General features: G+C 39.0%; 8 protein-coding genes. 5 read left to right on the top strand and 3 right to left on the bottom strand.

Annotation, left to right across the window (positions count from 1 at the left end; all coding sequences use genetic code 11):
* Positions 1 to 445: 445 nt before the first annotated feature.
* Positions 446 to 1966 (bottom strand): acetaldehyde dehydrogenase ExaC, encoded by a 1521-nt coding sequence (gene exaC / locus CXF85_RS14315; protein ID WP_101229341.1) that lies wholly within the window; start codon positions 1964 to 1966, stop codon positions 446 to 448.
* A 460-nt stretch (positions 1967 to 2426) separates the two neighbouring features.
* On the opposite strand from exaC, the gene CXF85_RS14320 reads away from it, so the two are divergent.
* The 3 genes from CXF85_RS14320 (at position 2427) to CXF85_RS14330 (ending at position 5026) form a co-directional block, all read left to right on the top strand.
* Positions 2427 to 3344, top strand: coding sequence for a helix-turn-helix domain-containing protein (locus tag CXF85_RS14320; RefSeq protein WP_101229342.1), 918 nt, complete (start codon positions 2427 to 2429; stop codon positions 3342 to 3344).
* Between the two features lie 75 nt (positions 3345 to 3419).
* Positions 3420 to 4352 (top strand): ribosome biogenesis GTPase YlqF, encoded by a 933-nt coding sequence (gene ylqF, locus CXF85_RS14325; RefSeq protein ID WP_101229343.1) that lies wholly within the window; start codon positions 3420 to 3422, stop codon positions 4350 to 4352.
* A gap of 239 nt (positions 4353 to 4591) precedes the next feature.
* The gene (locus CXF85_RS14330) at positions 4592 to 5026 is read left to right on the top strand and encodes an HIT domain-containing protein (protein ID WP_101229344.1); all 435 of its coding nucleotides are present in this window, start codon (positions 4592 to 4594) and stop codon (positions 5024 to 5026) included.
* A 181-nt stretch (positions 5027 to 5207) separates the two neighbouring features.
* Here CXF85_RS14330 and megL read toward each other — a convergent pair whose 3' ends face one another.
* Positions 5208 to 6449, bottom strand: a complete 1242-nt coding sequence (megL, locus tag CXF85_RS14335; RefSeq protein ID WP_101229345.1) for a methionine gamma-lyase — start codon at positions 6447 to 6449, stop codon at positions 5208 to 5210.
* A 214-nt stretch (positions 6450 to 6663) separates the two neighbouring features.
* Between megL and CXF85_RS14340 the strand changes: the two genes are divergently transcribed.
* Together CXF85_RS14340 and CXF85_RS14345 are read left to right on the top strand one after the other, a co-directional pair.
* The gene (locus tag CXF85_RS14340) at positions 6664 to 8388 is read left to right on the top strand and encodes a sigma 54-interacting transcriptional regulator (protein WP_232771210.1); all 1725 of its coding nucleotides are present in this window, start codon (positions 6664 to 6666) and stop codon (positions 8386 to 8388) included.
* A 40-nt stretch (positions 8389 to 8428) separates the two neighbouring features.
* On the top strand, positions 8429 to 10264 hold the full coding sequence (locus CXF85_RS14345) for a protein kinase domain-containing protein (protein ID WP_101229346.1): 1836 nt from the start codon (positions 8429 to 8431) through the stop codon (positions 10262 to 10264).
* 87 nt (positions 10265 to 10351) lie between these two features.
* Here CXF85_RS14345 and CXF85_RS14350 read toward each other — a convergent pair whose 3' ends face one another.
* Positions 10352 to 12808, bottom strand: coding sequence for a TonB-dependent receptor plug domain-containing protein (locus tag CXF85_RS14350; RefSeq protein ID WP_101229347.1), 2457 nt, complete (start codon positions 12806 to 12808; stop codon positions 10352 to 10354).
* Between the last annotated feature and the right edge of the window lie 41 nt (positions 12809 to 12849).

The following is a 12849-nucleotide window of genomic DNA, read 5'->3' on the forward strand; positions in this document are numbered from 1 at the left end:
TATTCCCTTATCGAAATCAATAACGTAGCATAAAGCGTTTATAAACCAGCCCTGTGGGGACGGCTGAGCAAATCATATTCATCGTTGCGTATGTAATTAAGGGAATTACCCTTAGTAAAATACGCGCCTTGATTATGAATCACCCAGCCGTCCTGAAACGAGCATCTTGAGGTTGTTTGGGTATAAGCCTTAATACTCGCTTAAATATACCTAGGCCTATGACGGATATTAAAATAACGACTAACCGATATATTAAATCATCTTTCAATAAGCAGGTTATTTAGGCGCTGAATAAACAGTATTTCCGTTTAAGATGGCTTGGTATAACAACTGACAGTAATCAGTTATAAAGAGTATTGTGTGTGAGCTACTTAAAGTATAAAAAAGCCAACCGAGTGATATCACAGGGTTGGCTGATTATTGTGGGAGCTTTTAAGGCGTTCGGTTAGAAGAAACCGAGCGGATTAACATCATAACTAACCAGCAAGTTTTTGGTTTGCTGGTATTGCTCTAATGCCATTTTATGGGTTTCACGACCAACACCTGATTTTTTATAACCACCGAATGCCGCATGAGCAGGGTACATGTGATAACAATTGGTCCAAACACGGCCCGCTTCAATTTTTCTGCCCATACGATAAGCACGGTTCATATCACGAGACCAAACGCCTGCACCTAAGCCAAACTCAGAGCCATTAGCTAGTGCAAGTGCTTCGGCTTCGTCTTTAAAAGTACTTAATGAAATCACAGGACCAAAAATTTCTTCTTGGAAGATACGCATATCATTAGTGCCTTTTAACAAGGTAGGCTGAATATAGAAACCACTGTTTAGCTCATCCGTTAGTTGTTCAACGTTACCGCCCATAAGGACTTCAGCGCCTTCTTTTTTACCTATCTCAATGTAACTTAATATTTTATCAAATTGTTGCTTTGATGCCTGAGCACCAACCATGGTGGTGGTATCTAATGGATTACCACGCGTAATAGCTTTGGTACGTTCAATAACTTTTTCGATAAATCTGTCATAAATATCTTCTTGAACGAATAAGCGTGATGGGCAAGTACATACTTCCCCCTGGTTAAAGTAGGCCAATATTGCGCCTTCAATACATTTACTTAAATATTCATCTTCATGATCAAGCACATCTTCAAAGAAAATATTGGGTGATTTACCGCCAAGCTCTACCGTTGAAGGAATAATATTCTTCGCAGCAGCTTGCATGATTTTTTCACCGACAGGTGTTGAACCAGTAAACGCAATTTTAGCTATACGGGTACTTGTGGCTAATGCTTCACCAGCCTCAGCGCCAAAACCATTAACCACGTTGAGTACACCAGCGGGTAATATGTCTTCAATTAATTCCATCATCACTAAAATTGAAGCAGGGGTTTGCTCAGCAGGTTTAAGCACCACACAATTACCTGCAGCTAATGCGGGCGCAAGTTTCCAAGCAGCCATTAATATTGGGAAGTTCCAAGGGATTATCTGACCGACAACACCTAAAGGCTCATGAAAATGATAAGAAACCGTTTTTTCATCTAATTCCGCTAATGAACCTTCTTGAGCACGTAAACAGCCGGCAAAGTAACGGAAATGATCAACTGCCAGTGGAATGTCTGCCGCTAAGGTTTCACGAACGGCTTTACCATTGTCCCACGTTTCAGCAACAGCGAGTAATTCTAGGTTTTGTTCTAATCTATCAGCAATTTTCAATAACGCATTTGAGCGATCGGTTACCGAGGTTGTTCCCCAAGCTTCTTTCGCTTTATGTGCAGCATCAAGTGCTAGTTCTATGTCAAGGTGATCTGATTGCGGTATCTGACAAATTACTTGACCATTTACCGGGCTAATATTATCAAAGTATTTACCATTTTGAGGCTCAACCCATTGACCACCAATAAAGTTTTGGTAGCGTGTTTTGAAACTCATTACTGCATTTTCTGAACCCGGTGCTGCATATATCATAACATTTCCTCTTAAGTTGAACGCTGAATTAGCAATGCATTACTTTTAGTTTTTTGTAATGGTGTAAAGCGATTGCTCGTTATTATTGTTGTATTTTTGATTCATACCAATCGGACTAATTTATTGGCCACTTAGCGATAATTAAAAGGCATAGAGGCAAGGCATTTATTGAAGAAAATGGTTATTCCCTTTTCAAAATAAATAACGCAGCATATAAGCCTTTTAAACTCGCCCTTCGGGAGCTCATTAGCAAACTGATAACTTTACAAAATGAATGAAATATAGAATAACTATGGTTAATCTATTTTGTTCGTTCTAAGCTCGTTAATGTAGTTCTAAGTTGGTCGATTAATTAATCCGTTTGGTATATGGTTATTTACCTTAGTCAATTAGCGATCACTTAACTGTGCTGTAAATTCAGAAAACTTGCCTGTAAGTTCACATTAACGGATTAATTTTTATGATCACACAAGCCATTGATAGTGTTAGACAGCCACCTAAAGTGCTGGTTGAAAATAAACTTACCTTTGCAGGTCCTGAATCTGAGTTGAGTATTTATGATACTTATCAAGCAGCGAAGAAGGTGAAGTTACATTCTGATCAATTACTTTTTTGCGCTATGGTGACGGGTAAAAAAGTAATGCACAGCGCGCAAGATGATTTTCATGGTGAGTTTTTACCCCATGAATCTTTTATTATGGCGCCGGGAAGATCAGTAGAAATTGATTTCCCTATTGCCAAACTTGCTGAGCCGACCACCTGTTTAGCGATAGAAATATCCAGTGATAGGGTACAGCAGGTGTCTGCCATGTTGAACCAGCAACAGCCACTCAATCAGGCGTTTGGTCATTGGCAATATGACCAAAAACTGGTGCATACTCATCACAATAGTGAAACTCAAAACGTCTTAAATCGTATTGTGAACATTTATTCAGAAAACCATCCAGACCGAAGTGCTATGGTTGCGCTGGCGGTATCAGAGCTAACTATTCGATTATTGCACCAGCAAACGCGTGAATTTATTTTGGCATTTTCACAGCAAGAGCCAGATAACAATGGCTTAAATGCCGCATTAAATTATATTGAACTGCATATAAATGAAAATGTTAATATTGATGATTTAGCGCGGATATCTTGCATGAGTCGAACCAAGTTTTTTTATGAGTTTAAATTACATTTAGGCTGCAGCCCTATGGCTTATCAATTACAAAGTCGGTTGAAGCAAGCGGCGAGTTTATTGAAAAAAGGTCAGCAGGTTACTCAAACATGTTTTGCCTTAGGCTTTACTAATAGCAGTCACTTTAGCCGTTGTTTTAAAAAGTTTCATGGCATCAGCCCTCGTCAATACAAAGAACGTTATTTAGCTAGTTTGATATAATACCAAGTATGGCTAGCCACGCTGGCTAAAAGCTTGTTAAAATCGCGTCATTATAATAGATATATTAGGATTTTCATGGCGATTAACTGGTTTCCAGGCCACATGCACAAAGCGCAAAAAGAAATAAAAGAGATATTACCGCAAATAGATGTGGTTATTGAAGTGTGTGATGCGCGTTTACCCTTTAGTAGTGAAAACCCTATGATCACTGAGATCAGAGGTGATAAACCACTGATAAAGATCCTTAATAAAAGTGATTTAGCGGATCCTGAAAGCACTAAGATATGGTTAGAGTATTTAGAGTCGCAGCATAATGTAAAAGCGATTGCTTTAACCACCGAGCAGCCGGGTGTAGCAAAAAATCTTGTCGGTTTAATTCGTAAGATGGTGCCGAATAAAGATGAAGAAGGCAAGCAAATCAATGCGATGATAATGGGGATACCTAATGTTGGTAAATCAACATTACTCAATACCTTAGTAGGCAAAGCAAAAGCTAAAGTGGGTAATGAGCCTGCAGTAACTAAAGGTCAACAGCGTATTCGTCTTGAAGAAGGTTTATACCTTTTCGATACTCCGGGTATGTTATGGCCTAAAATAGCCAATGAAAACTCTGGTTATCGCTTAGCGGTATCAGGCGCGGTAAAAGATACTGCTTTTGATCATGATGATATTGCCTATTTTGCCGCAGATTATTTACTAAAGAATTACCCTAAACGCGTAATGGACCGTTATAAGCTTAGCGAGTTACCAGCACACGAAGAAGACTTAATAGAAGCGATTGGCCGTAAACGCAGCTGTGTTAAAAGTGGCGGTCGTGTTGATTTACATAAAGCGTCAGTTATTCTAATTAATGAGATTCGTGATAAAACTCTCGGTGCTATTTCCTTTGAATTACCGGATATCATTGATGCAGAAAACGCTCACTTCACAGAATTAGAAGAAAAACGTATTGCCGCGAGAGAAGCTAAAAAAGCAGCACGTGGTCGTGGTCGTAAAAACAAGCGTTAATAGAGTCTCACTTGGATGGGCGGAAATAAAACTATCAGCTTGAGGCACGATTGTTTTACTCTCAGAAAAACGAGCGAGTATTAGAAACAGCGAGAGAAACTAAAAAAGCAGCACGTGGTCGTGGTCGTAAAAATAAACGTTAATTGATTTATATCTAACATGTGACATGAGCAGAAGCTTTAGTAGTGATGTGTAATCGTTAACTTTAATAATAATTTGTTAATAACAAGGTTTTAATCATGAGTGAAACAACAACATTTAGTTTACATCCTCAATTAGCTCTCGATGGTATTGAGTTAGCTGATTTTCCTTTGTGTAAATTACTATTATGTAACGATAGTGCTTACCCTTGGTTTATTTTAGTGCCTAAGGTTGCTGATATTAATGAAGTATTTCAATTAGAATGGGAACAGCAGCAGCAACTACTTAATGAGTCGAGTTTATTGAGTGAATTGCTAATGCAAGTGTTTGCTGGCGATAAAATGAATGTTGCCGCACTCGGTAATGTGGTTGAGCAATTACATGTTCATCATGTTGTTCGTTTTAAAGCCGATGCACAATGGCCAAAACCTATTTGGGGTCAGCAAGCGTTAACGCCTTATTCTGATGACGAATTAGCAGCATTAAAAGATAAGTTATTACCTCAACTAGCGATTATCTTTACAGAGAAATAATTGCCTAAGAAATAGTTTTAACAACTAACTTACTAAATTTATTTAGTAAGTAGAAATATCTTTATAAAAAGCCTCAATATGTGAACAACATATTGAGGCTTTTTTATGTACTGCAATTTGTAACTGTTGTTGCTAACAAGCTCTGACAGTTATCATGAAAGCGGCTAAGAGCATAAGCTAACTAAGCTGCACTAGCGGCTTTAGTGATGCTAGTGACGTTCTCACAGGTACTTAGTGTTACCTTGGCTAATGCTTGCGTTAAATCAGCAACAATATCCTCAACACTTTCTAAGCCAACGGAAATACGTATTAAACTATCACTGATACCGGCATCAGCTCGTTCTTCAGGCGTGTAAGGCGAATGCGTCATGGAAGCAGGGTGCTGAATTAATGACTCAGCATCACCTAAACTTACCGCAATAGAGAATAGCTCCATGGCATCAATAAATGTGGTGCCACCGGTCAGATCAGTATTTAATTCAAAAGCGATAACACCGCCCGCGGCCTTCATTTGCTTTCCAATAAATTTGTAACCTGAATGGCTTTTAAGACCTGGGTAGTAAACTTCGTTAACCATAGGGTGTTGTTCTAAAAACTCAGCTACCGTTTGAGCATTGCTGCAATGTCTATCCATTCGAATAGGTAATGTTTTAAGGCCTCGTATAATTAACCAAGCATCATGAGGACTTATTGTTGCGCCAATATCTTTTAGGGTAGTCATTTTGATTTCATTGATCATATCAAAACTACCACAAACGATACCAGCGACAACATCGCCATGACCATTGAGGTATTTAGTCGCACTATGGACAACAACATCAGCACCAAATTTTGCCGGCTGCTGTAAAACTGGGGTAAGGAAAGTATTATCTACGATGGACAATAATTTGTATTCTTTAGCAATAGCACAAATTTTTTCTAAATCTAATACCACTAAATTTGGATTGATGGGTGTTTCTAAAAAGACTAATTTGGTATTTTCTTTAATGGCTGCTTTGATATTTTCAGGCTCTGTCATATCGACAAAAGTTACTTCGATATTAAATTTTTTGAACATATGATTCATCAATGCAAATGAACAACCATAAACTGCTTTTGACGAAATCATATGATCGCCAGCTTGTAAGTTAGTTAATAACGCTGCAGAAACTGCTGCCATACCTGTAGCTGTTGCGGCTGCATCATCCATACATTCTAATGCGGCAACGCGTAGTTCTAATTGGCGAGTCGTTGGATTGCCTAAGCGGGTATAAATATAACCTTCACTCTCACCGGAAAATCGGTCGCCACCTTGTTTAGCATTATCAAAAATAAAGGTTGAGGTTTGATATAAAGGCGTGGCAAGCGAGCCGAACTGTTTATCATCAATTCTGCCAGCGTGAATGGCGTTAGTTTCAATATTCTTGCTCTTAAACTTAGTCATAGCTTCTCTTCCAAAGTGAGGTGAAATTATTATTTTTATTATTTATTTGATAATGGCCAACGGGACTTAGTACATAAGCTCCACGCTTATATAGTTGTTGCAACTAGTGTATTGCAACTATGTAGCCAATATGTAAATCAGTTATTTTTCAATCACTTATGTTTTAATCGCAATAATAGGGTAAGGTTTTGTAATAAATTAATGACAACTCAGCGTGATTGAAAGTGATTTTCAGTTAAAAGTAGTACTCAAACTCATTAAAAGTGATGCTAATCATGTTTGTACTAATATCATTACTGTGTCATATTTACATTACAAATCACTTTTAACGTCACTACTTATGCGTATTGTTATTGAATCAAGCGATAGAATTGGTATTTCACAAGAAATATTGGCAGTGTTTGCCAAACAAGCTTGGAATTTAAAAGCGGTTGAAATAATCAGCTGCTTTACCTATGTGCACGTTCAATATGACGCGCTAACCTTGTCTTTAATTAGAGAGTGTTTAGCCAGTGTTAGGGGAGTGATAAGTGTTGATATGATCAACCTATTACCCAGCGAGCAGCGAGAGAATCATTTACAAGCACTATTAGATAAAATGCCAGAGCCTATTATCGATGTTGATAATAATGGCTTAATTTTAGCGATGAATAAGGCCAGTCACAAACTTCAGCCAGCAGCCGGAGACGACGCACATGATTTGGTTGCGACTGACTATTTGGGCAAGCCAATAGAAGCATTTATTGGTCAAATTAATAAAAAAATGCTCACTAATACTGCCACGAGTCAGGCAGTGACTCTTCAAGGTAAAGCTTACATACTTGATATAAGCCCTGTAATATCGAAATCCGTAAATCAATTAGCAATACACAGCGACAAAAAAATAAGCGGCTTTGTATTACTGCTACGTTCGATGAAAACCTTAGGGCGACAAATATCTTTGATGCAAAGTCATCAAGAGCACAGTTTTGACAATATTATTGGCCAATCAAAAAGCATCAGTTTAATTAAGGCGCAAAGTAAACGTTTTGCTGAATTGGATTTACCGGTTTTAATCAGTGGTGAAACGGGTACCGGTAAAGAATTAATCGCGAGGGCATTACATCAAGCCAGCTCCAGATCCAAAGCACCTTTTTTAGCCATTAATTGTTCGGCATTGCCAGAGCATTTGTTAGAAAGTGAACTCTTTGGTTACGCCAGTGGTGCCTTTACCGGCGCTCAAAAAGGCGGAAAACCTGGTTTAATTGAAATGGCCGAAGCAGGGTGTTTATTTTTAGATGAAATTGCTGAAATGTCACCCTATTTACAAGCTAAACTATTACGTTTCTTACAGGATCTAACTTATCGCCGTGTTGGTGGTACTAAAGAGCTTGTCGCTAATATTCGTATTATCAGTGCCAGTCACCAAAACTTAGCCAAGTTAATCAGTGAAAAAACCTTTCGAGAAGATCTCTATTATCGTCTTAACGTACTTAGTATTGAATTGCCTCCGTTAAGAGATCGCATTGAGGATATGAGTTTGTTAGCAAACCTCTTTATTGAAAATGCAGCCAAACAAGTCAATAATAGTCAACAGACGAATATTGCTAAGCCTAAATTGACCGCAGATGCACTTACCATATTGCAGGACTTTGCTTGGCCAGGAAATATCAGACAATTACAGAATGTACTATTTAGTGTAATAGCCTTAAGTAATGGCGGAGATATTTGTGCTGATGATTTACTACAAGTACTCAATAAACATGTTGGTAATCAGCCACCAGATAGTGAGAAGGGTATTGAGACAATTACAGATTGGTCTAGTGCTCAGGCAGATTTCGAAGCTAAATTGTTAGCACAGCTGCACCCATTATTTCCAACCACACGAAAGTTAGCTGAGCGTTTAAACGTTTCACACAATAAAATAGCAATGAAGTTAAGAGAACATGGCATAAAGTGATATTTAAGCAGTTTGGATACATTAGTCGGAAGTCAATTTAGTGACCAATAAAAAATTACAGCATTTCTATATTGCTCAAGAGCAATCCATTTACTTACTTAGTCATAAAGATGCGACTAAGTTAAAACAATGGGTTGATCTTTGTCAGCAGCAATTAAAGCAAGTCGGTTTTGAAGAGGTTGCTCTTCTGGGGAAAGGGGCCTACGGCTTTGTCTTCTCTGGTATTAAACGTAGAGAGAGTGAAGAAAAAGAGCTACCGGTCGTTTTTAAATTCTCTCGTGTGAATTTACCGCAACACGTACAAGATCGCTTAGCAGAAGAAGCCGATATTCAAGGTCAACTTAACCACCCTCAAATCCCTAAAGTCATTGAGTATCAAAAAATAAAACGCCAATCTATTTTACAAATGACCCGAGCTCCAGGTATAGATTTAGAACAGTTATCACTACAAGTTGGACCGTTAGCCCCTGAATTAGTGATGAGTATCGCACTACAGCTAGCTGATATATTACTGTATTTACGCGAAGCCAATAATCACCGACAGTTAAAGCCAGTGGTGCATGGCGATATTAAACCTTCAAATCTAGTTTATGATAAAAGTACTGGCAAAGTGCAGCTCATTGATTGGGGCTCATCGGTAAGTGCGCAGCTTGATTGCAATCAACAAAGCACCAGCACCAATGTGATGGAGTTAATGAGTAGTGACTTACAGCACAGTAATGCCCGTTTAGGTGATGTTTACTTTATTGGCCCTGAGCAACTTAATGGTGGGTTATCGACGCCTCGATTTGATGAACAAGGCTTAGCTGCAACACTGTATGCTTTAGCGTCAGGGCAATCCTGTCGATATGGTATAAAAGTAATACCAGCCAATGCTTTAGGGCTGCCTAAATTGTTGGCACAAGTCTTAACAGGCATGCTGAGTGATGATGAAAAATTACGAAGCCAAGCCGGTGATTATTTTTTTAATAATCTTAGTTACCTTAATAACGTTGTTTTGGCTGATAAATTAACCCAGGTTGAAGTTATTGCCCATATTCCAGTGTGGGCTAAACCGCAAAGCGGTCAAATTGATACGGTAGTTTACGGTTCGCGGAAGTCATTTTTACGTGAGCAAACGGGGCATGACAGTTTATCGGAAATTGATGACGCGCAGCTGGACAAATATTATAAAAACTACCTGATGGGCATGGGAGATAATGAAAAAGCCTTTATTGCCGCGTTAAGTCGATTAGGTAACTTCCCCGTTGTGGGTGGGATTGCTATTCGCTGGGCTAAAGAGGGTGTTTACATTGATTCTAACTTAACGTTATTTGATGAAACGCTGAAAAACTCTTTTACCAGTGCTGTGAACAATATTATTTCTTTGGCTCAGGGCATATTTCGTGTTGGTGTGTTTAAAAGTTGTTTATTCAACGCTCGTAATACGCTGCACGTTGAACGCATTAGTGAAAGTCAGCCTTTTATTGCTAAACCTGCACAAGAGATAAATTTTGACATTAGTGATGTGCCTGATGTTGACGATATAACGCGATTACATTCTTATTTTGAAGATGGTAAAGATCCCGATGAGTATTTATATCTGCCTGACGAGCTAATGACTGTTTTGGCCGAGTTAAACTTAATTCACCACACCGGCTGTATTATTTTCGAAGTACTACCTAAACATTTAAAGATTCACAGTTATTTGATGTTACTCAATCATGAGAAAAAAGCAGAATTTAAAGCATGTTTAGCGAAGTTATTGACATTATTACCTACGATTGATGGTGTTGGAATTTCAGGTTTTATGAAGTTACCGTATAAAGATACCCGTTTTTTTGAACACATTAGTAGCATGCCTGATAAGTTTTACCCGAAAAACCCAAAGTTATAAATTTGAGTCAGGCAATATAGTGAATATAAAAAAGCCAGCAAGGCAAATGATGCAAAGCTGGCTTGTTGTTCTAGCTACTGGCTAACTTTAAAAGTTATAAGTAGCTCTTACGTAATATTCACGACCGGCAAGTGAAAATGGAAAACTTGCCCAACCGTATTTAAAACCAATCTCTGGGAAAATACCGCCATTATCGCCCCATTCATCAGGGTATTCATCTGTTAGATTTAAAACACCACCGCTGATGTCTAACTGATCTGTAACATTCCATCGAGCCGTTACATCAAATAAGCTTTTTGCGCTCCAAGTATTCGTTGGTGTTCCATAAGCTGCAGTAGACACTTCACCGTAATGAGTCATACGACCCGTTACTGTCCAGCTATCTAAATCCAACATGGCAGAGACACTTAATCTGTCTTGTGGCTGGCCTTTCTCGACTAATAATATCTGTGATGCATCAAAAATAGTCTCATCAGGAACTATCGATGATGACGTATTGATGTTGCTGACTTCAGTATTATTATGATGATAAGCAAGTTCGTAAACAACGCTACCTACGTCTGCGATATCTTGTGTATATTGGTTTACCCAATCAAGTCCTAAGGTTTCAGTATCGGTGGCGTTGGTGAATATTGATACATTCTTAACCCCATCTAGTGCCCCGTCAGTGCCTGAATGGCTATCAAAGAAACTATCGATTTCAGTATTAATGCCGCGGGTAATATTCCCTGAATAAGCAATGCGGTCATCAATATTTATTTGATAGACATCAAGGGTTGATGAGAAGTTACCATTGTTATATGCCACACCAACGGAAATATTAGTAGAGGTTTCTTCTTTCAGTTCGTTAAACTCAAGCTCTTGAGCAAGTGCATCATTTGGACGTAAAGTAACTAAATCAGCTAACTCACCATTATCCAATGAAATAGAACGTTGGGTAAAATTAGACTGCTGCATACCCGGAGCTCTGTAACCTGTTGAAGCAGAGCCACGAAGTGATAGATTGTCATTTAATGTTAAATGCGTTGATAATTTACCAATAACGGTGCTACCGAAGTCATCGTAATCTTCATAACGAACCGCAGCGGCAATCAGCCAGTCTTCAGATAGGTAGGTTTCAGTATCTAAGTAGAGAGCAAAACTTTTTCTATCAGTATCTATCGCCATTGCAGGACTGTAACCTTGGAAACCTTGCATACCAGGTGCGGTAATATCATCACCAGTACAGTCAATAATTGTCGTGAGACCCTCAGGATTATATGATTCACCGCAAAGGGTGTCGCCTCGCGCATAAGTTACTTCATCACCGGCTTCTTGTTGATAACCATCTATTCGATATTCTACGCCAATAGCGATAGAGGTTTCATCATAAAGGCCTAAATCAACGGCAGTAACGGCGTCTACATTAAATGTGGTTTGACTAAAGACAAGCGCACCATCATAAGCTGATGTTGGGCTGTCTGGGCCATAACTGGCATTAAGAGAGTTAATATTACTGAATTCGAAACGGTTTTCACCGGTAACGATACTAGCATCAATTTCCCAATCAGCTACTTCAGTTCTATAACCTACCGCCAATGAGAAATCTTCAGATTTAGATCCTAATTGTGGTGTTACTCCCTCTGGGTATAACTCGCTCCATACACGATTATCAGCAGCACCACGGTAAAAGCCGAGTGATTCGCCTTCTTTAGCGGTAAAGCCACCAAAGGCATAGAGTTGACTGTTTTTACCTAAATCATAAGTGAAGTTTGCCCATAGGCTCGTCATTTCTGTTGGAGCTTCACCAACAAGTAACAATTGTTTTGGCTCTGCAATAGAGCCAAACCATGTTGTTGGTGTTGCTCTATTCATTTCACCATTATCAGCATATTCTAAAGTGAGGTTTAACATGCCTTGGTCACCAATTTTGAAGCCATAGTTAGCGCCTAGTTCAAAGCTTTCTCCGTCACCTTCACTTGTTTGACCGTATTGCGTCCAAGCAGTACCACCCTCGTCACTCTTAAGAATAATGTTGATAACGCCTGCAATCGCATCAGAGCCATATTGCGCAGCCGCACCATCGCGTAATATTTCAATGCGAGCAATAGCGGTCATAGGAATTGAACTGAGATCAGTACCGGCACTGCCGCGACCGACATTTTCTTGTACAGCTACAACGGCTTGTTGATGACGGCGTTTACCATTAATTAATACTAATACTTGATCTGGACCTAAGCTTCTTAGTGATGCGGGACGCATTAAATCTTGGCCATCAGAAGTCGTGGTATTGTTCATATTAAATGAAGGGGCAAGTTTACGAAGCATATCTGGCGTGCTTGTCGCACCTGAATTTCTAATTGCTTCGGCTGAAATGATATCAATTGGTGCAGGGCTGTCAGCGACTGTACGGTTGGACATACGTGTACCAACAGTAACTATACGTTCTATATCTGACTTAGCAGCGTCCGCAGAAGAATCTTTTTCTGCGGCGAAGGACACAGTACTACCTACTGCCAAGCAGATAGACAGTGCTAGTGTACTGTAGTTAAAACCTTTTCTCATATTGTAAGTCCTTGATTTTTTTTATTATGCTTATTATATAG

The organism is Colwellia sp. 75C3 (genome assembly GCF_002836255.1).
Classification (GTDB): domain Bacteria; phylum Pseudomonadota; class Gammaproteobacteria; order Enterobacterales; family Alteromonadaceae; genus Colwellia.